The sequence below is a fragment of the Epibacterium sp. Ofav1-8 genome, assembly GCF_022348185.1.
In the GTDB taxonomy this organism is placed as follows: domain Bacteria; phylum Pseudomonadota; class Alphaproteobacteria; order Rhodobacterales; family Rhodobacteraceae; genus Epibacterium.
The window spans coordinates 59,197-80,307 of the sequence record NZ_JAKRFD010000002.1; the positions used below are offsets into that span (position 1 = coordinate 59,197).

Below are 21,111 nucleotides of genomic sequence, written 5' to 3' on the forward strand. Positions count from 1 at the left end.
CGGCTCCGTTAGAGACCGCGCCCAGGCCCGCCCGGTTTGCTACAACGTATTCACGGAACGGCGATTGGAGCTTCGAGCCCCCGAGGTCCGGAGCAACTCAAAGGTCGAAAGGACAGGAACATGCTGGATTGGTTTGCAAAACGGAATGCCTCCCCGATGGCAGAAGCGTTCACCACCGAATTCCCGATGGTGGCCACCGGTCAGGCCGGCTTTCTCGCCGGGACCATGGTTGCCACCGCGACCGGTTGGCGCCCCGTTCAGGCGCTGTCCATCGGCGACGAGGTGCTGACCTTCGACCACGGCATGCGCCCCATCAAATCGATCACCCGCCGCACTCTGGTTCTGGGCGACACCGCCTCCGCTCAGGAAATGGCACCGGTCTATATTCCCCGCGATGCGCTCGGCAACCGCAACCCGATGTGGGTCAAGCCGGAGCAGGGCGTTCTTCTGGAGCATGACCTGCTCGAAGATAACCTGGGCGATCCCTTTGCCGTCGTTCCCGCCTGCGCGCTCGAAGGCTACCGCGGCATCACCCGCGCACCGCAGCAGGTGACCATGGAAACCATCCTCCTGACCTTTGACGAGGACGAGGTGGTTTACATCGAGGCCGGCGTTCTCGCCTTCTGCCCCGCAGATCACGACCTGATGCACTACTGCGTGACCGCCCAGTCCGAGGAACTCTACACCATTCTCTCCGCCGGCGAAGCCCGCGAACTGGTGATCGACATGATCACCGAGGACAGCTTCTGGACCTCCGGCGCGATGGCGGGCACCGGCGGCACCGGCGAGCCGCAATACGCAACCTTCGCCTGATCACACGCTCTCTCTCACACCCCTCCAGAGCAGACGACCCGCCAGCCGATCCTTTCGGTGGCGGGTCTTCGTCATCTTGGCACATGCGCGAACTGTCAGGGCCTCAAGGAACCCCGGTTCTTCATCTTTTCACAAATATCTCGGAGCGCGAGGCAGAGCCTCGCACAACTAAAAAAGCCGCCCCGTGAGGGGCGACTGTTTTAGATCATATGTGCGCAGAGATCAGGCCGCCTGATCCTCTTCCGGCGCAAAACGGCCATAGAAGGTCTGGCCTTTCTCCGCCATCTCACGCAGCAGCGGCGGGCAGGCAAAACGGTTGCCATAAGCCTGTGCCAGCTGGTCGCAGCGTTCCGCCGCATAGGGGGTGCCGATGATGTCGAGCCACGAGAGCGGTCCACCGGACCACGGCGCAAAACCCCAGGCCAGAACCGCGCCCACATCCCCCTCGCGGATGTCCATCAACACGCCTTCTTCCAGCGCCCTCACGGCCTCCAGGACCTGCGCAAACATCAGCCGTTCCTGCACTTCGATCAGGTCAGGTTGCTCTGCCGCCTGCGGGTATTTCTCCGCAAGGCCTTTCCAGTACTCAACGCGTTTACCTTTGTCATCATAATCAAAGAAGCCCGCATTGGCCTTGCGCCCCAGACGACCCTGATCTTCCATCCAGAAGATCAGATCATCCGCCGGGCTTTCGGGATAGGCATCGCCCATCGCCGCCTTGGTGGCCCGTGCGATCTTTGCGCCCAGATCGATCGAGGTCTCATCGGTGAGCTGGATCGGCCCCACCGGGAAGCCCAGTTGACGCGCCGCATTGTCGATCAGCACCGGCGAGACACCTTCGGTGATCATCCGCGCGCCCTCGTTGATATAGGGGATGATGCAGCGGTTGCAGTAGAAGAACCGCGCATCATTCACCACGATCGGCGTCTTGCGGATCTGGCGGACATAGTCCAGCGCCTTGGCCACCGCGCGATCCCCGGTTTTCTCGCCTTTGATGATCTCCACCAGGAACATCTTCTCCACCGGCGAGAAGAAGTGAATGCCGATGAACTGCTCGGGCCGGACCGAGGCCTCGGCCAGGCTGGTGATCGGCAGGGTCGAGGTGTTGGAGGCAAAGATGCAGTCTTCGGGGATGATCGCCTCGACCTTCTTGGTCATCTCGGCCTTGACCTTCGGGTCCTCGAACACCGCCTCGATGATCAGATCGCAGCCTTTGAGGGCGTCCAGATCCGGTGTTGCCGTGATCTGCGCCAGCAGCGCCTCTTTCTTCTCCGGCGTGGCTTTGCCGCGCTTGATGCCCTTGTCCATATAGGCGGCGGAATAGGCCTTGCCCTTGTCGGCAGCGTCCTGGTCGCGGTCGATCAATACGACCTCCATCCCAGCCTGCGCCGAGACCAGCGCAATACCTGCGCCCATCATGCCTGCGCCGAGCACACCGATCTTCTTGACGGTCTGATCCTCGATGCCCTTGGGACGCACCGCGCCTTTTTCCAGCGCCTGTTTGTTGATGAACAGGGACCGGATCATGGCTGAGGACGACGGGTTCATCAGCACATGGGTAAACCAGCGCGCCTCAATGCGCAGCGCGGTGTCGAAATCCACCAACGCGCCCTCATAGACAGCCGACAACAGCGCCTTGGCCGCCGGGAACGCACCTTGGGTCTTGCCATGCACCATGGCAGAGGCGCCGACATAGTTCATGAACCCAGCCGGATGATAAGGCGCGCCGCCGGGCATTTTATAGCCCTTCTGGTCCCACGGCTTGACGATATCGGCGTCCTTGGCATTGAGCACCCACTGACGCGCCGCCTCCAGCGGGTCGGCGGCAACCTCATCCACAAGGCTTGCGGATTTCGCCTTCTTGGGGTCCAGCATCTTGCCTTCGAGAAGCACGGGGGCGGCGTTCACCGCGCCCACCATGCGCGAATAGCGGATGGTACCGCCGCCACCGGGGAATATGCCCAGCAGGATCTCCGGCAGGCCGATCTTGGCCTTCGGGTTGTCGGTCATGCTGCGGTAATGACAGGCCAGCGCAATTTCGGTGCCGATGCCCGCACAGGTGCCATTGATGGCGCAGGCAATCGGTTTGCCGCCCTTGTTGGTCTTGGCGTCCATCCCGGCGCGCTCCAGCTTGCGCAGGATGCGGTGGCCGTTCATGGTAAAATCAAACAGGCCCTGAGCCGGGTTTTCGCCAGACTCCTCGCGAATGGTGGCCAGCACGTTCAGATCCATGCCGCCGGCAAAGTCTTTCTTGCCGGAGGTGATCACCACGCCCTTGACCGCGTCATCGCCAAGCGCACGGTCGATATACTCCTCCACCAGGCCAAAGGCCTCGCGGGTCAGCACGTTCATGCTCTTGTCGACTGCATCCCAGGTGATGATGGCAATGCCGTCTGCGTCCACGTCATATGTGAAATCACTCATGTGTCGTCTCCGATCTGCTCAGCCGTCAGCGGGCTGCCGTCTTTACGGGTGAAGGTGAAAGCGCCATCGGCAACCTTCACCATCATGTCGAGGTCGCTGTAGAAGCCCGTCTCTGTCTCGGTCCGTGTGCCGATCACGAGGAAGGAGGCCAGCGCGTCGCTCTTGTTGATAAGGTGGTGGCCGTTTGCATCGCCCTTGGGGAAGGCGGCGCAATCGCCCGGGTTCATGTCATGTTCGCCTGCGTCATCCACCAGCACCAGCGTGCCGGCGGTGACCATGACGAACTCGTCCTGTTCCATGTGGTAATGGCGCAGGGAGGACAGCGCCCCGGGCTCCAGATGCACGAGGTTCACACCATATTGGCTGATCCCTGCGGCATCGCCCAGGCGCTGTGCCGTCCGTCCCGCAACGCTCTGGGCCAGCTTGCCGGGATAGGTCGAGCCGCCCTTTGCAGGGATTTGGGAAAGGTCCAGTTTCGGCATCAGACGCGCTCGATGATGGTGGCGGCCCCCATGCCCGAGGCGATGCAGAGCGTGGCAAGGCCACATTCCTTGTCCTGCCGCTCCAGCTCGTCCAGCAGCGTGCCGATGATGATCGCGCCGGTCGCGCCCAGCGGGTGTCCCATGGCGATCGAACCGCCGTTCGGGTTCACAAGCCCCGGGTCCACGTCAAACGCCTGCATGAAGCGCAGCACCACCGAGGCAAAGGCTTCGTTGACCTCAAAAAGATCCAGATCGGAAATCTTCATGCCGGTCTCGGCGAGGATCTTTTCGGTGACGGGGACTGGGCCGGTCAGCATGATGGTCGGGTCGGTGCCGATCTTGGCGGTGGCCTTGATACGGGCGCGCGGCTTCAGCCCATGGCGCTCGCCAAATTCCTTGTTGCCGATCAGAACTGCCGCGGATCCATCCACGATTCCGGAGGAGTTGCCCGCGTGGTGGATGTGGTTGATCTTCTCCAGATGCGGATACTTCAGCTTTGCCACCGCATCAAAGCCCGGCATCACCTCGCCCATCATCTGGAAGGAGGCATTGAGCGCACCAAGCGCCTGCATGTCGGTGCCGGGGCGGATGTATTCGTCGTGATCCAGGATCGAAAGCCCGTTCTGGTCGCGCACGGTGATGACGGATTTGGCAAAGCGGTTGTCATCCCAAGCGGCCTTGGCGCGGCGCTGGGATTCCACCGCCAGCGCATCGGCCTGCTCGCGGGTAAACCCATACTCGGTGGCGATGATGTCGGCCGAGATGCCTTGCGGCACGAAATAGCTGTCCATTGCCAGTGTCGGATCGACGGCAATCGCCGCCCCGTCCGAACCCATGGCGACACGGCCCATCATCTCGACGCCACCGGCGATATAGCCATCACCCGCACCGCCCCTGACCTGGTTTGCAGCAAGGTTCACCGCTTCCATGCCAGAGGCGCAGAAGCGATTGATTGCAAGGCCCGGAATGGATTGATCCAGATCGGAGGCCAGCACCGCAGAGCGCGCCAGACAGCCGCCCTGTTCCATCACCTGCGTGACGTTGCCCCAGATCACATCCTCGACCGCATGGCCTTCAAGGTTGTTGCGCTCTTTCAGCGCGTTCAGGGTCAGGGCAGAGAGGCGCACGGAGGTCACCTCATGGAGTGCGCCGTCCTTGCGGCCCTTGCCGCGCGGGGTGCGGACGGCATCATAGATGTAAGCTTCGGTCATAGTTGTCTCCTCAAGCTCGATCCGACGGGTTGCCGGGCATCAGGTCATAGGGGTGTTTCCAGCCGGGCAGGGCGCTGATGCGCGACAGCCAGGCGTCGATATTGGGGTAGTCCTTGCGGTCAAAGCCGAAAGGCTCCGGGTAGTAGAGGTAGCTACAGCAGGTAAGGTCGGCGTTGGTGAGGCTTTCGCCCACGATCCAGTCGTGGCCCTCCAGGTGTTTGTCCAGAACAGCGTAGGCCGCTTTGAGGCGCCCTTGCAGGAATGCGATTACGTCAGCCGGGCGTTTGTCTTCGGGCAGGAAATTCATCAAAAACCGGCACAGGCCCGCGTTTGAAGACAATTTGTGATTGTCCCAAAGCTGCCAGCGCAGGACTTCCCGGTTCTCTTCCGGGGTGGTTCCACCAAACTTGCCATAGGTCTCGGACAGATACTGCTGGATCACGCCCGACTGGCTGAGTGTGACGTCACCATCAATTAAAACCGGACATTCGCCCATTTCATTGACGTCACTTCGGAACGCATCGCCGCGTGTGGTGCCGTTGAAGAAATCGACAAAGACCGGCTCCCACGCAAGCCCTGCCAGCTCAAGCGCTAGCGCCGCCTTGTAGGAATGGCCGGATTCGCCAAAACAATAGAGTTTCATGTCAAATCGCCCCTCCCAGTGGCGATGTCGCGGCGGGGGTTTCACACCCCCGCACCCCCGTGGGATATTTTGAAGAAGATGAAGGATAGTCAGCGTTTGTTAACCAAGATGGCGATAACATGGCAGTGCGGTACAGGCTGGGAAGCCGATGACCGCAGAAGCTGAAGGCGCGCTTGCCCATTAGGCGGAGAGCTCGGGGGCAGGCGCGCCCCATACCTTCAACTTCTCTCAAATATCCCCGCCGGAGGCATCCGTCAGACGCGGCGAGGGAAAGCGCCAGATCAGTCACAGGGACCTCGCAATCAGCTCTTTCATGATCTCATTGGTGCCGCCGTAAATGCGCTGCACACGGGCATCGGTCCACATCTCCGCCACAGCGTATTCCTGCATGAACCCGTATCCTCCGTGCAGTTGCAAACACTCATCGAGCACAGCGCCTTGGGTGTCGGTGATCCAGTATTTGGCCATCGCCGCTTTTTCGACGCTCAGGTCCCCACGTAGGTGTTCGACCATGCATTCATCAAGAAAGGCGCGGGCGACTTTACTCTTGGTCAGGCATTCAGCGAGCTTGAAGCGGGTGTTCTGGAATTGGGTCAGAGGCCCGCCAAAGGCTTCGCGCTCTTTGCAATAGGCGATGGTGCGCTCGACCGCGCCTTGCATCGCGCCAACCGCGCCGCAGGCGATGATCAGCCGTTCCTGCGGCAGTTGTTGCATCATCTGGTAAAAGCCCTGACCCTCTGCTCCGCCAAGGATGTTTTCCGGCGGCACCGCGATATTGTCGAAAAACAGCTCCGATGTGTCCGCTGCGTGCAGGCCGACTTTTTCGAGATTGCGGCCACGGGTGAACCCGTCGGCGTCATCTGTTTCAAGCCCCACCAGCGAGATGCCTTTTGACCCAAGGGACGGGTCCGTTTTTGAGGCCACAAGGATCAGGTTGGCGTGCTGGCCATTGGTGATAAAGGTTTTCTGCCCGGACAACCGATAAACATTGCCGTCCCGGATGGCCTTGGTCTTGATGGCCTGCACGTCAGACCCGGTTGAGGGTTCTGTCATCGCTAGCGCGCCGACCAGCTCGCCGGACACCATTTTGGGCAGCCAACGCTGCTTTTGTTCTTCGGTGCCGTAGGACAGGATGTAATGGGCCACAATGCCGGAATGGATGCCGTGGCCCCAGCTGGCGAGATTGGCGCGGCTGGCCTCGATAAGGATTGCCGCTTCATGGCCAAAATCGCCGCCCGCGCCGCCGTATTCCTCGGGGATGGAGGGGCAGAGCAGGCCCAGTTCACCGGCCTCCGCCCAGGTGGAGCGGTCCATCTCGCCCTGCTTGCGCCAGCGCTCGAATTTTGGGGCCCACTCCTTGGTGATAAAGCTCTGCGTCATGTCGGCGAGCATCTTGTGCTCGTCGGTCATCCATGCAGATGATGTGCGAAAATCCAGCTCTGCGCTCATCTCTCCCCCTTAAGCGCGTGGCAGTGCTCGCCGTGCGCTAGCGTTTGCGATCCTCCAGCTCGGCATTGAACAGCCGCAACCGGTGGGTCAGGTTTTCATGGTTGGTCACGCTGTCAAAATTCTCGAACAGAAACGACAGCGCTTCTCCCTCATCCAGTCCGGCCTCCTGGGCAAAGCGTTTGAGCCTGCGAAAGCCATCCTCCGTCATGGCGACGGGAAAGCGGCGGGTCAGGCGAAAGCGTTTGGGCATATTCGGATCCTCTCAATTCCAAATGCGCCCCGGCGGCCAAGGGTGGATATGCCCCACAGGGGCACATCCCATGTCATGTCAAAGAGCGCGGTCAGAACTGTGCGGCGTCGAGAGCCATCACCGTGTCGGCACCGGTCTCGATGCGGGCAAGGTGCAGTTTGGTCGCGGGCAGCTGACGTGCCATGTAGTAGCGGCCGGTGGCGAGTTTTGTCTCGTAGAACGCCGCGTCAGAGGCCCCGTCGTCAAGCGCCTTTTGCGCGGCTTTGCCCATCATCGCCCACATCAGGCCAAGGCAGACATGGCCGAACATATGCATGAAATCGGTGGAGCCAGCGAGCGCGTTGTTGGGGTTCTTCATGCCGTTTTGCATGAAATACATCCCCGCCGCCTGCAGATCCTTGGAAGCTGCCTTCAGAGGCTCGATGAAGTCCTTGGCATAAGTGTCAGAGATTTCAGCGTTTTCCTTGCAGAACCCTTTGACCAGATCAAAGAACGCCATCACATGCTTGCCGCCATCCTGCGCCAGTTTGCGGCCCACCAGATCCAGCGCCTGCACACCGTTTGCGCCCTCGTAGATCATCGCGATACGGGCGTCGCGGGTATATTGCGACATGCCCCATTCTTCGATGTAGCCATGGCCGCCGTAAACCTGCTGGGCCTGCACGGTCATGTCATAGCCCTTGTCGGTCAGGAACCCTTTGATAACCGGCGTGAGCAGAGAGATCAGCCCATCGGCGTCCTTGTCCTCAGAGCGATGCGCCCTGTCGATCATGGTCGCTCCCCAGAGGATGAACGCCCGCGCGCCCTCGGCAAAGCTCTTTTGATCCATGAGGTTACGGCGAATATCGGGGTGGACGATCAGCGGATCTGCCGGACCATCGGGATTTTTCGCGCCGGTCACGTCACGGCCCTGAAGACGGTCCTTGGCGTATTCCACCGCGTTCTGATAGGCCGCTTCGGCCTGCGCCAGACCCTGCATGCCCACACCCAGACGAGCTTCGTTCATCATGGTGAACATGGCGCGCATGCCCTTGTGCATGTCCCCCAAGAGCCAGCCTTTGGCGTCATCGTAGTTCATCACGCAGGTGGAGTTGCCGTGAATGCCCATCTTCTCTTCGATCTTGCCGACCGAGACGCCGTTGCGCTCGCCCGGCGTGCCATCGTCGTTCACGATGAACTTCGGCACGATAAAGAGCGACACGCCCTTGATGCCCTCGGGGCCGCCGGGGATCTTGGCCAGCACCAGGTGGATCACGTTTTCGGACATGTCGTGATCGCCAGCGGAGATAAAGATCTTCTGACCGGTGATCTTATAAGATCCATCCTCCTGCGGTTCTGCTTTGGTGCGCATCAACCCCAGATCGGTGCCGCAATGGGGCTCCGTCAGGTTCATGGTGCCGGTCCACTCGCAAGAGACCATCTTGGGCAGATAGGTGTCTTTTTGTGCGTCGGTGCCATGCGCCAGAATGGCCGAGGCCGCGCCATGGGTCAGGCCCTGATACATGGTAAACGCCTGGTTCGCGCCGGAGAAGAACTCGCCCACGGCGGTGCCGATCACATAGGGCATGTTCTGGCCGCCGTATTGTTCCGGCATGTCGAGACCGGGCCAGCCGCCTTCTTTCACTTGTTCAAACGCGGCCTTAAAGCCGGTCGGGGTGTAGACCACACCGTTTTCCAGACGGCAGCCCTCGGTGTCGCCCACCACATTCAGCGGGTGCAGCACGTCGCGGGCGATCTTGCCGGCTTCTTCAAGAACGGCGCCGGTGAAATCGGGCTCCAGCTCGTCATAGCCGGGGATTCCTGCGTCCTTGATGTTCAGCACGTCATGCAGAACAAATTGGGTGTCCTTGGTGGGGGCGGTATAGCTCGGCATCGCGGTCCTCAAAGGTTGGATGTGGTGCGTTTAGCGGTTCAATCAATCGGGCAGGGCGGTGAGGTTTACTCGGCCGCCTTGGCGTTTGTTTTCATCGAGGCGATGACTTTCTCGCCCCATTTCAACTGATCCTTCAGGTCATCAATGGCCTCGGTCAGCTCGTCGCGCTGGCGCTCCATATCGGCCAGACGGTCCTGCGCGATCTCATAGGTGCGGCTGAGCTGCGTCAGCTGCTGGTCGCCCATATGATACAGGTCGAGCAGCTGGCGGATTTCCTCCAGGCTGAAGCCAAACCGCTTGCCGCGCAGGATCAGTTTCAGCCGCGCCCGGTCGCGCTTGGTAAAGAGCCGCTTTTGTCCGTCCCGGATCGGGAACAACAATTCCTTGGCTTCGTAAAATCGCAACGTGCGCGGCGTTACTCCGAATTCGTCGCACATCTCGCGAATGGATTTGGTGTCTTCACTCATGGGGCGTCACTCAGATGTTGCTTTACGTTGGCGTCGTCTGCGTAAACCTTGGCGGCTCTTGTCGAGAGTTACAACATGAACTTGACGTTTACGTAACTCCGACGCCGCGTCATTTTGAGGGGTGACGTGGTGGCAGGGCGATTTGACGTGACGTTTTGGGGAAAAGCCAAAAATTTTGGAGGTGAAATCAGCGTCATGTCTCCGCAAAGCATACGCAAACAGGCTGATTTAAGTTTGCCACTAGGCCCCTATGACCTGCATCTGTCGATGAGATACAGCCACCGCACGAGAGGGAGCGGCAACGTAAGCACTCGAAGCGCCCATTGCAGTTTGTTGCTGGATATCTCGAGACGACCGACCAAGACTGCGCACATGTGCGCGACAGTGAGGTCCTCCTTGAGCTCTTAAACTACCCGAGATCAGAACCCCAGTTCCGATCAGCAGCCGCGGATAGAAAGAGGTCTCGCCGATGCAGTCGTGTATGCTGATTGATCTACCCTGCGCAGCTATTCTCGGTGGGAGGCGGACAAGTGACCTACTTCAACAAATCCAGGGTCACCTTGCGCAGGTCGGTCAGCTCTTCCATCGCCTCGTTGATCTGCTGGCGCTGGAGTTCCAGTTCCTTCAGTTGCCGGTCGGCCATCTCGATAAAGGCGCGGTTTTGCGCTTCGTCGCCTTCCTTGTCGTAGATCAGCAACCATTGGCGGATCTCTTCGAGCTGAAAGCCGAACTTGCGCCCGCGCAGGATCAGCTTCATCCGCGCCACGTCGCGCGCGCCGTAGAACCGTGAACGCCCCTGACGTTCGGGCTGCAACAGCTCGATATATTCATAGTACCGAAGGGTGCGCGGCGTCACATCGAACTCGGCGCACATCTCCTTGAATGACAGTTTTGTTTCGGTCATCCATGTCCTCCCTTGCTCGGGCAACCTAAGCATCTGAACCGAGCGGTGCAACTGGGAGTTTTGCAAGCCTTGCGCTTTGCCCCCATGCACGGAATAAATGAGGCAAATCCGGCAAGGAGCAAGTCATGGCTGACAAAACCAAACTGGCGCGCCAGTTCATTGAGGCGATCCCGCACTCAAAGGCTTTGGGGATGGAGCTGACCGAGATCGGCAATGGACGCGCGGTGATCGTGATGCCCTATGACAAGAAACTGATCGGGGATCCGGATACTGGCGTGATCCATGGCGGTGCGGTTTCGGCCCTGATGGATACCTGCTGTGGCGCGGCCGTGATGAGCCACCCGAGCGAGCCGTCGAGCACCGCCACCATCGATCTGCGGATCGACTATATGCGCGGGGCGACGCCGGGGCAGACCATCACCACAACCGCAACCTGTCACCACGTGACCCGCAATGTCGCCTTTGTACGCGCGGTGGCAACGGATGAGGAAACCGAGGTGCCTGTCGCAACGGCCTCTGGCGCCTTCACGCTGGAGCCCAAGCAATGAGCCGCCACCGTCCTGAGCCCGTGCAAGTGATCAAGCAACGCCGCGATGCGGCCCTTGCGGCCTTGGTGGAATCGGTACCTTACATCGGGTTTCTCGGCATCACCTTCGAGCGGCGTGGCGATGAGCTGACCTCGACCATGCATTTCCACGACACTCTGATCGGCAACCCGATGCTGCCGGCGATCCACGGTGGGGCGACGGCGGCGTTTCTGGAGGTCACCTCGGTGATCACCCTGCAGTGGTTCCACCTCTGGCCGCAGTTCGAAAGCGGCGAGTTGGACGTGGACACCATGGCCGCGGGACAGATGCCGCGCTTGCCTAAAACCATTGATTTCACCGTGGATTATCTGCGGTCCGGCCTGCCGCGCGATTCTTACGCGCGGGCCACGGTCAATCGCTCTGGTCGGCGCTATGCCTCGGTGCATGTGGCCGCCTGGCAGGATCACAAGGACAAGCTCTTTGCGCAGGCGACAGGGCATTTCCTGATGCCGCAGGACCGGCGTTCCGGCACTTAATCACAAAGGTCGACATCCATGTCCGAGGCATCTGGCCCCATCACCCATGGTCGGGTGCTCAAAATCGCGCTGCCGATCGTCTTGTCCAATGCGACCGTGCCGATCCTCGGCGCGGTGGACACGGGTGTCGTGGGGCAACTGGGCGAGGCGGCCCCCATTGGCGCGGTGGGGGTAGGCGCCGTGATCCTGTCGACGCTCTACTGGGCCTTTGGGTTTCTGCGCATGGGCACCACCGGGCTTGCGGCGCAGGCGCGTGGGGCCGGGGATGTGGCCGAGACCGGTGCGCTGCTGATGCGGGGTCTGATGCTGGCCTTCGGGGCGGGGGTGTTTTTCATCGTTGCACAGGCTTTGGTATTCTGGGGGGCGTTTGCCCTCGCGCCTGCCAGCGCCGAGGTGGAAGGGCTGGCCCGGGCCTATCTGGAGATCCGCATCTGGGGCGCCCCCGCGACCATCGGGCTTTATGCGGTGACCGGTTGGCTGATTGCGGTGGAGCGTACACGCGCGGTGTTCCTGCTTCAGATCTGGATGAACGGGCTGAATATCCTGTTGGACCTGTGGTTTGTGCTCGGGCTCGGCTGGGGTGTCGAAGGCGTTGCGACAGCGACGCTGATTGCCGAGTGGTCGGGGCTGGTGCTGGGACTGTGGTTCTGCCGGTCGGCCTTTGCGGGCGATCAATGGCATGATTGGGCGCGGATTTTTGATCGGGCGCGCATCAAGCGGATGATGCAGGTCAATGGCGACATCATGGTGCGGTCGGTGCTGCTGACGCTGTCGTTTACGACCTTCCTGTTCATCGGCGCGGATATGGGGGATGTGAAGCTGGCGGCCAATCAGGTGCTGATCCAGTTTCTGGAGATCACTGCCTTTGCGCTGGACGGGTTTGCGTTCAGTGCCGAGGCGCTGGTGGGCGGCGCGGTGGGGGCGCGCGATCCGCAGCGCCTGCGCCGGGCGGCGCTGGTTTCCAGCCATTGGGGGATCGGCTTTGCCGCGCTGCTGGCGCTGGGGTTCTGGGGGCTGGGGCCGATGCTGATCGACCTGATGACCACCGCGCCGGAGGTGCGCGAGACCGGTCGCACCTATCTCATGTGGGTGGCGCTTGCCCCGCTTGTCAGCGTTGCCAGCTACATGTTTGACGGGATCTATATCGGCGCCACATGGACCCGCGACATGCGGATCGCGGCGCTGCAATCGGTCGCCGTCTATGTCGGGGCCTTGCTGGTTCTGGTTCCGGCTCTGGGCAACCACGGTTTGTGGCTGGCGCTGATGGTGCTGAATCTCACCCGGGCCGTGACGCTGGCGCTCCGCTATCGGAGGCTGGAGGCCGGCGTGGCGGCTGCCTGATACTGCTCTGGTTGGGCTGGACGGGCCGTTGCGCTGACTGCGGCAGTGGGTGCGCCACTTGATCTTGCGAGAGGGGTTGCGCTTTGCCAAGCAAATCGCCGGGGGGCAGGCCGCGCCTTCGGCGCGGCCTGCCGGCGCCCTGAGTTCACCGGATCGCACTGGCTCAGGCCAGGGCGATGCCGGGGTGGGGCAGTTTTCCCTGGGCGGTTTTCTGTTTCCGATTTCCCCTGCCGGATTGCTCTGACAGGGGACATGCAGGCTGGAGCAGCGGATCACAGGGAGCGACCGGTGCTCCGGGCGGGGCTTACTTCTGGCTGATGCGACCGTCTGTATAGGCGCTGTAGGGGCCGGCCTCGGCAAGGTATTCGGCCACCACATCGGCAAGATCGGGGCCGAAGTCATAGGCGTTCTTGTCGTCGCCGGCGAACATCTTGTAGCCGTCGCCGCCGTTGCGGACGTAGTTGTTGGACACCACGCCGTAGGTCTTGGCCGGATCGATCGCCACCCAGGCATCGCCCTCCATGACCATCACGTCAGAGACCCGTGCGCCCGGTTCCTTGGCCGGGTCGAAGGCGAACTTCATGCCGGCGACCTGCGGGAAACGGCCTGCGCCCTCCTCGATCTGACCCACGCCGTTTTCCAGCGCGTCGATCATGGTCTGGCCACTGACCTCGAAGGTCGAGAGCGTGTTCTGAAACGGCAGCACGGTCAGCACTTCGCCCATGGTCACCTCGCCCGCGTCAATGGAGGCGCGCAGCCCGCCGCCGTTCTGGATCGCGATCGAGACGCCCTGGTCCTTCACCCGCGCCAGCATCGCATCGGCCACCAGATTGCCCATCGAGCATTCGCCCGCACGGCACACATCGCGGGAGCCATCGACAGTATCGGCGGTTTCGGCCACCACGCGGGTTTTCATCTCTTCGATCGGGGCGCCCATCTCGGCCACGCGGGCGGCGATCTCCGCATCCGGCGTCACCGAGGCGTCGAGCAGGATCGGATCGCCCTCGGCCGCAGTTACATTGCCTGCGTCGTCAAAGGTCACCGTCAACTCGCCTAGGTATTTGGAGTAGGCATAGGCCTGCACCACCGGCACATCGCCGACCATGGTCGGGTAGGGGCCTGCGGCGCGGTCGGATGTGTTGGACAGGAGCGTGTGCGAATGGCCACCCACAACCACGTCGAGACCCGGAACCTGTTCCGCGATCTCAAGATCCTTGGCCAGGCCCACATGGGTCAGGGCGATGATCTTGTTGACGCCTTCGGCTTGCAGCGCCTCCACATCCGCGGCCAGGCTGTCGATCTCGTCCTGGAACACGACGTTGGGCCCCGGCGAGGAGGTCTCGACCGTGTCGGTCGCAAGCGCGGAGATGATGCCGATCTTTTCGCCGCCGACCTCAAGCACCACGTGGTTGCCGACCTTACCCTTCAGCAGCGGTTCGGAGCTGAGGTCGAGATTGCCGGAGATCACCGGGAACGACACGGTATCGACGAATTTCTCCAGCCCGGCCGGGCCGTCGTCGAATTCGTGGTTGCCGACGGCCATGACGTCATAGCCGATGGCCTCCATGAACTCGGCCTCGGCTGCGCCCTTGTAGGTGGTGTAGAACAGTGAACCCTGGAACGGGTCGCCCGCATCCAGAAGCAGGACGTTCTGTCCCTCAAGCGCCGCGCGCATTTCGTCGACCTTGGTCTTGATGCGGGCCACACCGCCGAAACATTTGCCTTCGGCCTCGTCCTCTGCGCCGCAGGTGGAGTCGTATTTGTTGATCGACTCGATGCGGCTGTGAATGTCGTTGGTGTGCAGGATGGTCAGCTTGTAGTCCGCCGCCGCAAGGCCGGCGGTCAGGCCAAGCGCGGCCACGGATGTCAGGAAACGTGCGATCATAGGATAAACCCTCACCTTTGTTATGCCACCTCTACCGGCGGTTGTTATTCGACCAATATTCGGGATCTTTGTCCAAACAGTCAAAACCAAATTATCATGACAGGGATATATCGACGCAGGGGAAACTTTGCGCTGCCCATTGCACAAGCGCCCTTGCGCAGCAGGGGTGTCTGAGGGCATGAGGTTCCCATGCTGATGTACAAGATTTTCCGTGACGACGAATGGCGCGCTTTTGAGGCCGCCGGTGAAACCGATGGCGCGCCCGTGGATTTGGCGGACGGCTATATCCACTTCTCGACAGCCCAGCAGGCGGCGGAAACCGCAGCCAAGCATTTTGCCGGGGCCGAGGGCCTGTGGCTCCTGGCGTTTGACGCCGAAGCGATGGGCGAGGCGCTGAAGTGGGAGCCATCGCGCGGCGGGGCGCTGTTCCCGCATCTCTATCGCCGCTTGCAGTTGACCGAGGTGCTCTGGGTCAAACCCTTGCCGCTGGTTGACGGCCAGCATCAATTTCCCGCCGAGATGGTCTGAGCCCCCGCGCTGCGCGCACCAAAGGAGACATGGCGAATGAAGCTGTCCGAAACACTGGCGTTGGCGGTGATGCATCGCCTGGACCCCGAAACCGCCCATGGACTGTCCATCAAGGCGCTGAAGTCCGGGCTCACACCGCGTCCGGGGCCTGTCACGTCGCCGCGGCTGAAGACCGAAATCGCGGGGCTGCGCCTGCCCAATCCGGTGGGGCTGGCCGCCGGGTTTGACAAGAACGCCGAGGCGCTCGGCGCGCTGACGCAGGCGGGCTTTGGTTTTATCGAGGTCGGCGCTGCGACACCGCGCCCGCAGCCCGGCAACCCGCAGCCCCGCCTGTTCCGGCTGAGCGAAGATCGCGCGGCGATCAATCGCTTTGGCTTCAACAACGAAGGCATGGACGTGATCGGCGCCCGGCTCGCCAACCGTCCAAAGGATGGCGTGATCGGCCTCAACCTCGGGGCCAACAAGGACAGCGACGACCGTGCACAGGATTTTGCCCGGGTGCTGCGCCACTGCGGCGCGCATCTGGATTTTGCCACCGTCAATGTGTCCTCACCCAATACCGAGAAACTGCGCGACCTTCAGGGCAAGGCCGCACTATCGGCGCTGCTGGCGGGGGTCATGAACGCCCGCAGCAGCCTCGACCGCCCGGTCCCGGTATTCCTGAAAATCGCGCCCGACCTGGATCAGGCCGGGCTGGATGACATCGCGGCAGTGGCGCGCGACAGCGGCATCGACGCGGTGATCGCCACCAATACCACGCTTGCGCGAGACGGTCTGAAAAGCCCGCATCGGGAGGAAGCCGGCGGCCTGTCCGGCGCACCGTTGTTTGACAAATCCACCCGCGTGCTGGCGCAGCTGTCCGCGCGTCTTGACGGCGAAGTGCCGATCATTGGCGTCGGGGGAATTTCCTCGGCAGAACAGGCCTATGCCAAGATCCGGGCCGGGGCCTCGGCGGTGCAGTTCTATACCGCGCTGGTCTATGGCGGCCTGTCCCTGGCCGCAGAGATCGCCACGGGGGTTGATAGGCTTCTTGCGCGCGACGGCTATGACACCGTGGCGCAGGCTGTCGGCACCGCGCGCAATGACTGGCTCTGACGGGCGATGGACCACCCGCTGATAGATCTCATCAACGCGCGTATTGCTGCCGCCGAAAAAGACGGAGCCTTTGACAATCTCGAAGGGGCAGGCCGTCCTTTGCCCCCATGCGATGATCCCGACAATGCGGTGATGAACAGACTCCTGCGGGACAATGGCGCGGTGCCCGAAGTGGTCGCGCTCAGCCGTGAACTGGCCCGCCTGCGTGCGGAGCTGAACGAGACCAGTGATCGCAGCAAGCGTCGCCAGATCATCTCCGATTTGTCCATGACCGAGGCGCGGATCGAACTCGCGCGTAAACGGGGCTGAGGTACGCAGGCGCACGCGGGGTTTCCGATCTGGCATACTCCGGCCTCTGACAACAGATGCTGCGCGCCTGTGCGGCAGAGCGCGTTATGCGCTCCGGACCATGGGTGGGGCGTCGTGATCGCCCGCTTCGGCGGCCTCGGTGGCCTTGCGCAACAGCTGCAGCATGTCTTGGCGTTCACTGCGGGACAGGCCAGCGAGGATATCGGTTTGCAGCGCTTCGACCAGCGGGCGGGCGGCGTCGTGCAGGGCCGCACCGGCAGGGGTCAGATGCAGGCTGCGCGCCCGGCGATCCTCGGGGCGCACCTCGCGCCGGACCAGATGTTTCAGATCGAGGCGTTCCACCACTTTGCCAAGTGTCGCGCGATCATACCCGATGAGTGCTGCCAGCGTTGCCTGATCAACCCCGGGACGGGCGGCGAGTGCGGCCAGCGCGGCATATTGCACCGGGGTCAGGTCAATGTTGGCGTTGGACATGGCGGTCGCAAACCGTGCGACGGAGATCTGGTTCAACCGGCGGATCAGCGTGGCGGGCAGGTGATCGAGTTCCAATTCGCGCTCGGGCATGGCGGGCCTTTGGGTCAATGATGCGGGGAGTATGTCCCCAAATGCGGCCAGGACGTGGCCAGAAGGCACCTCATGCGCGGGCGGATCGTTCGCGGGCCGGTTGCATTCGGCGCAGACATGCCCCGGCGCGAGTGGATAGGTATTTTGTTGTCGCACCGGTGAAGATAGAGATGGGGCATGGCTCTGACGTTTCAAACACTTTCCGATTTTCTTGCGCATGGACACGATACCGTGATCGACGTGCGCAGCCCGGCAGAATACGCCGAGGACCATGTGCCCGGCGCGATCAACCTGCCGGTGCTCGACAATGAGGAACGGGCCGAGGTGGGCACGATCTATGTGCAGGAAAGCCCCTTTCGTGCCCGCAAGATCGGCGCGGCGATGGTGTTTCGCAATGCCGCCACCCACATCGAGCAACGGCTGAGCCATCACGACGGCAGCTGGAAACCTCTGGTCTATTGCTGGCGCGGCGGGCAGCGTTCGGGCAGTTTCACGTGGATGTTGAGCCAGATCGGCTGGCGGGCCGAGGTGGTTCAGGGCGGCTATCAAAGCTATCGCCGTCTGGTACATGCCGCGCTCTATGAGGCGGGACTGTCGCATCGGCTGATCTTGCTGGACGGGTTGACCGGCACCGCCAAGACCGAGATTTTGCAGCAGATCGCCGCGATGGGCGGTCAGGTGCTGGATCTGGAGGGGCTTGCGGGGCATCGCGGTTCGCTCTTGGGCGAGATGCCGGGAGGGCAGCCAAGTCAGAAACGGTTCGAGAGCTATATCGCCTGCGCGCTGGCGCAGATGGACCCGGCGCGCCCGGTGCTGGTCGAGGCCGAAGCCAGCAAGATCGGGGCGCGTATCCTGCCGCCCAGCCTGTGGGAGGCGATGAAAGCCGCACCGAGGATTGATCTTGAGGTGCCGTTTGAGGCCCGCTGCGCCTATCTGGTTGAGGCTTACGATGACATTCTGTCAGACGCGGACCACCTGCGCGCAAAGCTCGGACCTCTTAAGGAACATCGCTCGGGCGCGGTGGTGGAGGACTGGTTCAAGCTGATCGCGGCGGGAGATAAACCAGCGCTGGTGGCGCGGTTGATGGCAGACCATTACGACCCCGCTTACCGCAAGGCCCGCAGCCGCTATGCGGTGAGCAACCAGCGTCAGATTGCGCTGCCGGGATTGAGCGCGTCGGATCGCACGCAGGCCGCAGCGCGCGTATTGGAGGTGATGGCAGCTCTTTGAGGTAGGTTATCGCAGCACGATACCCTCGTCAGAACCGCGCATTTCGCCAATCTTTGCAGCGCGGTAGCCGTGGTTTCTAAGCTGCTCCAACACCTGCGCAGAGTGTTCGGGGGCGACACAGGCCAAGAGCCCGCCAGAGGTCTGCGGATCAAACAACAGTGCCCGCGCGCCTGCGGTGCCAATGCCGGGTAAAAGAGCCGCATTGTCGTCAAAGATCGTGGACCGCACGCCCGCCTCGGCCAGTTCGCGTGCGCCCTCCATCAATGGGATCGCGTCACATGTGATCTCTGCGCCCAGATGCGAGGCCTCGCACAGCCCCTGCAAGTGGCCCAGCAGACCAAAGCCCGTGACATCGGTCATGGCGCGCGCCACGGGGCGCAGGACCTTGGCGGCGTTGCGTTGGCTCTGACACATCAGATCAAGCGCGCCCGCAACCCAAGCCCCGCGGGCCTGTCCCGTCATTTCTGCGGCTAAAATCGTGCCTGATCCTAAGGGTTTGGTCAGGATCAGGTGATCGCCCGCGCATGCGCCAGCAAGGGTGATTGGGGGCGCGTCACAAAGCCCGGTGACGGTGAAGCCGACGGTGAGTTCCTCGCCCAAAGAGGTATGGCCGCCCACGATGGCGGCACCTGCGGCTTTCATCTCTTGGTGGGCGGTTTCCATGATCTCGTACAGTAGCCGTTCCTGTAGTTCGGGCGACTGGCGGGGCAGGATCAGGGTGACGGTGGCGGCCTGTGGGCGCGCGCCCATCGCCCAGATGTCATTGAGCGCATGTTGCGCGGTGATCGCGGTCATCGCCACCGGGTCTTCGGTAAAGGCGCGCAAGTGGTCGGTGCTGATGACCTGCGTGGCCCCGCCGACTGTCAGCTGCGCGGCGTCGTCGCCCGGCAGCGGGGTCACATCCGGGCGCGACGCGCCGTGGTAGGTGCTCAGCCCGTGGCGTAGCGCCGTGCGCCCGACCTTTGAACCGCAGCCGCCGCACATGGGTTTTGAGCCAAGCGCCTCCTGGATGCCCTTGGCGTGGGTGCGGGGCAGGGCGGGCAGGGACATGACCGGCAGGGAGGTGAATTCCCCCATAAATTTAAGGTCGATGTGATCTTTCCAGCGCCACAACAGCCCACCCGAAAAGCTGCGCCCGTTGCGATCCGCAAGAGCGGACTTCCCACCCATGGAGATGAGTTTGAGGTAATCCTGCTGCGGTTGATAGCGCTTGAAAGCCCCGCCTGCCAGCATGGCTTTGAGGTTGTGAAAAAGCACCGGCGCTTGCCGCACCGCGTAGACGCCCGCCTTAGGGCGCGGGGCATGCGCCATATAGGCGCAATCGCCGGTGGCAAAGACGTGAGGATCAGAGGTCTGAAGACGCTCGGAGACCACAAGCGCGCCGTCATGGAGCGCAAGCCCGGAGGTCGCAAGCCAGCCATAGGCGCGCGCGCCCGCAGCGCCAACAATGAAATCGCTGGAGATGTCGCGCCCGTCCCTGAGGTGAATGCGGCCTTCACTCAGGCGCTCTATCGGCGCATGTTCCAGAACCGTAACACCATGCGCATCCAGCGCCTTGCGCAGGCGCGATCGGCTCTGGGAACTCAGCACGGAGAGCGCGGCGTCACTGTCGATCAAGGTCGCCTGCGCCAGACGGTTCTTTTTGCGCAGGGCATGCGACATGGCGAGGATCAGCTCCACCCCGGCAACGCCACCGCCGATGCAGGCGATCCGGGCGGGTTCGCTGCCTGCACGAAAGGCGTCCCAGCTTGCAGCAAACTCTCCCAAGGGTTTGGCGGGAATGGCAAAATCGGCAAAGCCCGGCAGCTCTGGCATGGCCGATGTGATGCCGATGTCGATCGAGGCCACATCATAGGAGATGGCCGGGCGGCCCGGCACGGTAATGCGCTTGGCCTCGGGGTCGATCTCTTCGGCGGCTCCCAGAATGAGCCGCGCCCCGGAAAACCGTGCGAGTTTCACAAGATCAATGTCGAGCGCATCGCGGTCGTAATGACCGGCGACAAATCCCGGCAGCATGCCGGAATAGGGCGCGGTGGGGCCGGGGTTGATCAGGGTGAGACGCACGCCCGGCAGAGGGTTCATCCCCCACATCCGCAGCAATAGCGCGTGCGTATGGCCGCCCCCAACAAGAACCAGATCGCGGGTCAGGGGAAGACGGGGTGCGTGCATCGGGGCCTCCGGGTGGTGGCCGGTCCCAAACGCTAGGCTTCGGGCGTGTCGGCCGAACGATGTTCAGGTTTGTTATGCGTCGCCCAGAGTTCGCAGTCGCCGGGGACGGGCAGGTCTTTGGGCTTTGTCTGCTGGTTGATGAACACCTTGGCAAGGAAATTTGCCGTGACCGGAGCGGAGACCAGCAGGAACAGGGTGATCAGCAGCTCATGAGCAGAGAGGCGGCCCTCGTAGACCACCGCATGCAGCATGGAGCCCAAAAGCACGCCACCGACGCCGAGCGTCGTCGCCTTGGTGGGCGCATGCATGCGCGACATCGGGTCGTTGAGCTTGAGCAGGCCAAAGGAGCCGACAAAGCCAAAAAAGCCACCCAATACGATGAACCCGGTGATGAGAAGGTCGAGAATCATG

Annotated in this window: 21 protein-coding genes; 8 read left to right on the plus strand and 13 right to left on the minus strand. The window is 62.2% G+C overall.

All coding sequences use genetic code 11. The features are described from left to right. The first annotated feature begins 120 nt into the window (after positions 1 to 120). Positions 121 to 813 (plus strand): Hint domain-containing protein, encoded by a 693-nt coding sequence (locus tag MHM97_RS03085; RefSeq protein WP_239319343.1) that lies wholly within the window; start codon positions 121 to 123, stop codon positions 811 to 813. Between the two features lie 222 nt (positions 814 to 1,035). On the opposite strand, the gene MHM97_RS03090 is transcribed toward MHM97_RS03085, so the two are convergent. The 9 genes from MHM97_RS03090 to MHM97_RS03130 form a co-directional block, all read right to left on the minus strand. Continuing rightward, complete coding sequence (locus MHM97_RS03090; protein WP_239319346.1) at positions 1,036 to 3,237, minus strand: 3-hydroxyacyl-CoA dehydrogenase NAD-binding domain-containing protein; 2,202 nt, start codon at positions 3,235 to 3,237, stop codon at positions 1,036 to 1,038. Then, entirely contained in the window at positions 3,234 to 3,719 is a 486-nt protein-coding gene (locus tag MHM97_RS03095; protein ID WP_239319349.1) for a cupin domain-containing protein, read from the minus strand. The genes MHM97_RS03090 and MHM97_RS03095 overlap by 4 nt, the downstream gene beginning before the upstream one ends. Continuing rightward, positions 3,719 to 4,930 (minus strand): acetyl-CoA C-acetyltransferase, encoded by a 1,212-nt coding sequence (locus MHM97_RS03100; protein ID WP_239319351.1) that lies wholly within the window; start codon positions 4,928 to 4,930, stop codon positions 3,719 to 3,721. Before MHM97_RS03100 ends, MHM97_RS03095 begins: the two co-directional genes overlap by 1 nt. A gap of 10 nt (positions 4,931 to 4,940) precedes the next feature. After that, the gene (locus MHM97_RS03105) at positions 4,941 to 5,573 is read right to left on the minus strand and encodes a glutathione S-transferase family protein (RefSeq protein ID WP_239319353.1); all 633 of its coding nucleotides are present in this window, start codon (positions 5,571 to 5,573) and stop codon (positions 4,941 to 4,943) included. 285 nt (positions 5,574 to 5,858) lie between these two features. Next, positions 5,859 to 7,022 carry an acyl-CoA dehydrogenase family protein gene (locus MHM97_RS03110; RefSeq protein ID WP_239319355.1) on the minus strand — a complete coding sequence of 388 codons (1,164 nt, stop codon included), beginning with the start codon at positions 7,020 to 7,022 and terminating at the stop codon, positions 5,859 to 5,861. A gap of 37 nt (positions 7,023 to 7,059) precedes the next feature. After that, the gene (locus MHM97_RS03115) at positions 7,060 to 7,272 is read right to left on the minus strand and encodes a hypothetical protein (protein WP_005629582.1); all 213 of its coding nucleotides are present in this window, start codon (positions 7,270 to 7,272) and stop codon (positions 7,060 to 7,062) included. 91 nt (positions 7,273 to 7,363) lie between these two features. Beyond that, positions 7,364 to 9,145, minus strand: coding sequence for an acyl-CoA dehydrogenase C-terminal domain-containing protein (locus tag MHM97_RS03120; RefSeq protein WP_239319357.1), 1,782 nt, complete (start codon positions 9,143 to 9,145; stop codon positions 7,364 to 7,366). A 65-nt stretch (positions 9,146 to 9,210) separates the two neighbouring features. Then, a complete protein-coding gene (locus tag MHM97_RS03125; protein WP_005629585.1) occupies positions 9,211 to 9,612 on the minus strand; it encodes a MerR family transcriptional regulator in 402 nt (133 codons plus the stop codon). Positions 9,613 to 10,147: 535 nt separating this feature from the next. Then, positions 10,148 to 10,516 (minus strand): MerR family transcriptional regulator, encoded by a 369-nt coding sequence (locus MHM97_RS03130; RefSeq protein WP_239319359.1) that lies wholly within the window; start codon positions 10,514 to 10,516, stop codon positions 10,148 to 10,150. Between the two features lie 125 nt (positions 10,517 to 10,641). On the opposite strand from MHM97_RS03130, the gene MHM97_RS03135 reads away from it, so the two are divergent. Genes MHM97_RS03135 through MHM97_RS03145 form a run of 3 tightly spaced genes read left to right on the plus strand, consistent with a single transcriptional unit; the run spans position 10,642 to position 12,920 of the window. Continuing rightward, positions 10,642 to 11,064, plus strand: a complete 423-nt coding sequence (locus MHM97_RS03135) for a PaaI family thioesterase (RefSeq protein ID WP_239319361.1) — start codon at positions 10,642 to 10,644, stop codon at positions 11,062 to 11,064. After that, on the plus strand, positions 11,061 to 11,579 hold the full coding sequence (locus MHM97_RS03140; protein ID WP_239319362.1) for a PaaI family thioesterase: 519 nt from the start codon (positions 11,061 to 11,063) through the stop codon (positions 11,577 to 11,579). The genes MHM97_RS03135 and MHM97_RS03140 overlap by 4 nt, the downstream gene beginning before the upstream one ends. An 18-nt stretch (positions 11,580 to 11,597) precedes the next feature. Continuing rightward, positions 11,598 to 12,920 (plus strand): MATE family efflux transporter, encoded by a 1,323-nt coding sequence (locus tag MHM97_RS03145; protein ID WP_239319363.1) that lies wholly within the window; start codon positions 11,598 to 11,600, stop codon positions 12,918 to 12,920. A 304-nt stretch (positions 12,921 to 13,224) separates the two neighbouring features. Here MHM97_RS03145 and MHM97_RS03150 read toward each other — a convergent pair whose 3' ends face one another. After that, on the minus strand, positions 13,225 to 14,805 hold the full coding sequence (locus MHM97_RS03150; protein ID WP_239319364.1) for a bifunctional metallophosphatase/5'-nucleotidase: 1,581 nt from the start codon (positions 14,803 to 14,805) through the stop codon (positions 13,225 to 13,227). 189 nt (positions 14,806 to 14,994) lie between these two features. On the opposite strand from MHM97_RS03150, the gene MHM97_RS03155 reads away from it, so the two are divergent. Genes MHM97_RS03155 through MHM97_RS03165 form a run of 3 tightly spaced genes read left to right on the plus strand, consistent with a single transcriptional unit; the run spans position 14,995 to position 16,737 of the window. Then, positions 14,995 to 15,333, plus strand: coding sequence for a DUF952 domain-containing protein (locus MHM97_RS03155; RefSeq protein WP_239319366.1), 339 nt, complete (start codon positions 14,995 to 14,997; stop codon positions 15,331 to 15,333). A 36-nt stretch (positions 15,334 to 15,369) separates the two neighbouring features. Further along, positions 15,370 to 16,428: a quinone-dependent dihydroorotate dehydrogenase gene (locus tag MHM97_RS03160; protein ID WP_239319367.1), complete on the plus strand. Its 1,059-nt coding sequence runs from the start codon at positions 15,370 to 15,372 to the stop codon at positions 16,426 to 16,428. 6 nt (positions 16,429 to 16,434) lie between these two features. Next, positions 16,435 to 16,737 (plus strand): J-domain-containing protein, encoded by a 303-nt coding sequence (locus MHM97_RS03165; RefSeq protein WP_239319373.1) that lies wholly within the window; start codon positions 16,435 to 16,437, stop codon positions 16,735 to 16,737. A gap of 84 nt (positions 16,738 to 16,821) precedes the next feature. Here MHM97_RS03165 and MHM97_RS03170 read toward each other — a convergent pair whose 3' ends face one another. Continuing rightward, positions 16,822 to 17,301 (minus strand): MarR family winged helix-turn-helix transcriptional regulator, encoded by a 480-nt coding sequence (locus tag MHM97_RS03170; RefSeq protein WP_239319375.1) that lies wholly within the window; start codon positions 17,299 to 17,301, stop codon positions 16,822 to 16,824. A 177-nt stretch (positions 17,302 to 17,478) separates the two neighbouring features. Here MHM97_RS03170 and mnmH point away from each other — a divergent pair, with 177 nt between their 5' ends. Beyond that, positions 17,479 to 18,531, plus strand: a complete 1,053-nt coding sequence (mnmH, locus tag MHM97_RS03175; protein WP_239319376.1) for a tRNA 2-selenouridine(34) synthase MnmH — start codon at positions 17,479 to 17,481, stop codon at positions 18,529 to 18,531. Between the two features lie 6 nt (positions 18,532 to 18,537). On the opposite strand, the gene selD is transcribed toward mnmH, so the two are convergent. Both selD and MHM97_RS03185 read right to left on the minus strand, forming a co-directional pair. After that, positions 18,538 to 20,700, minus strand: a complete 2,163-nt coding sequence (gene selD, locus MHM97_RS03180) for a selenide, water dikinase SelD (RefSeq protein ID WP_239319379.1) — start codon at positions 20,698 to 20,700, stop codon at positions 18,538 to 18,540. Between the two features lie 32 nt (positions 20,701 to 20,732). Next, complete coding sequence (locus MHM97_RS03185; protein ID WP_239319382.1) at positions 20,733 to 21,110, minus strand: Na+/H+ antiporter subunit G; 378 nt, start codon at positions 21,108 to 21,110, stop codon at positions 20,733 to 20,735. Position 21,111: the final 1 nt, after the last annotated feature.

What these genes read in the sequence shown, in the direction of transcription:
- MHM97_RS03085 (WP_239319343.1), top strand. Translation starts at nt 121, where the DNA reads ATGCTGGATTGGTTTGCAAAACGGAATGCCTCCCCGATGGCAGAAGCG.
- MHM97_RS03090 (WP_239319346.1), bottom strand. Translation starts at nt 3,237, where the DNA reads ATGAGTGATTTCACATATGACGTGGACGCAGACGGCATTGCCATCATC.
- MHM97_RS03095 (WP_239319349.1), bottom strand. Translation starts at nt 3,719, where the DNA reads ATGCCGAAACTGGACCTTTCCCAAATCCCTGCAAAGGGCGGCTCGACC.
- MHM97_RS03100 (WP_239319351.1), bottom strand. Translation starts at nt 4,930, where the DNA reads ATGACCGAAGCTTACATCTATGATGCCGTCCGCACCCCGCGCGGCAAG.
- MHM97_RS03105 (WP_239319353.1), bottom strand. Translation starts at nt 5,573, where the DNA reads ATGAAACTCTATTGTTTTGGCGAATCCGGCCATTCCTACAAGGCGGCG.
- MHM97_RS03110 (WP_239319355.1), bottom strand. Translation starts at nt 7,022, where the DNA reads ATGAGCGCAGAGCTGGATTTTCGCACATCATCTGCATGGATGACCGAC.
- MHM97_RS03115 (WP_005629582.1), bottom strand. Translation starts at nt 7,272, where the DNA reads ATGCCCAAACGCTTTCGCCTGACCCGCCGCTTTCCCGTCGCCATGACG.
- MHM97_RS03120 (WP_239319357.1), bottom strand. Translation starts at nt 9,145, where the DNA reads ATGCCGAGCTATACCGCCCCCACCAAGGACACCCAATTTGTTCTGCAT.
- MHM97_RS03125 (WP_005629585.1), bottom strand. Translation starts at nt 9,612, where the DNA reads ATGAGTGAAGACACCAAATCCATTCGCGAGATGTGCGACGAATTCGGA.
- MHM97_RS03130 (WP_239319359.1), bottom strand. Translation starts at nt 10,516, where the DNA reads ATGACCGAAACAAAACTGTCATTCAAGGAGATGTGCGCCGAGTTCGAT.
- MHM97_RS03135 (WP_239319361.1), top strand. Translation starts at nt 10,642, where the DNA reads ATGGCTGACAAAACCAAACTGGCGCGCCAGTTCATTGAGGCGATCCCG.
- MHM97_RS03140 (WP_239319362.1), top strand. Translation starts at nt 11,061, where the DNA reads ATGAGCCGCCACCGTCCTGAGCCCGTGCAAGTGATCAAGCAACGCCGC.
- MHM97_RS03145 (WP_239319363.1), top strand. Translation starts at nt 11,598, where the DNA reads ATGTCCGAGGCATCTGGCCCCATCACCCATGGTCGGGTGCTCAAAATC.
- MHM97_RS03150 (WP_239319364.1), bottom strand. Translation starts at nt 14,805, where the DNA reads ATGATCGCACGTTTCCTGACATCCGTGGCCGCGCTTGGCCTGACCGCC.
- MHM97_RS03155 (WP_239319366.1), top strand. Translation starts at nt 14,995, where the DNA reads ATGCTGATGTACAAGATTTTCCGTGACGACGAATGGCGCGCTTTTGAG.
- MHM97_RS03160 (WP_239319367.1), top strand. Translation starts at nt 15,370, where the DNA reads ATGAAGCTGTCCGAAACACTGGCGTTGGCGGTGATGCATCGCCTGGAC.
- MHM97_RS03165 (WP_239319373.1), top strand. Translation starts at nt 16,435, where the DNA reads ATGGACCACCCGCTGATAGATCTCATCAACGCGCGTATTGCTGCCGCC.
- MHM97_RS03170 (WP_239319375.1), bottom strand. Translation starts at nt 17,301, where the DNA reads ATGCCCGAGCGCGAATTGGAACTCGATCACCTGCCCGCCACGCTGATC.
- mnmH (WP_239319376.1), top strand. Translation starts at nt 17,479, where the DNA reads ATGGCTCTGACGTTTCAAACACTTTCCGATTTTCTTGCGCATGGACAC.
- selD (WP_239319379.1), bottom strand. Translation starts at nt 20,700, where the DNA reads ATGCACGCACCCCGTCTTCCCCTGACCCGCGATCTGGTTCTTGTTGGG.
- MHM97_RS03185 (WP_239319382.1), bottom strand. Translation starts at nt 21,110, where the DNA reads ATGATTCTCGACCTTCTCATCACCGGGTTCATCGTATTGGGTGGCTTT.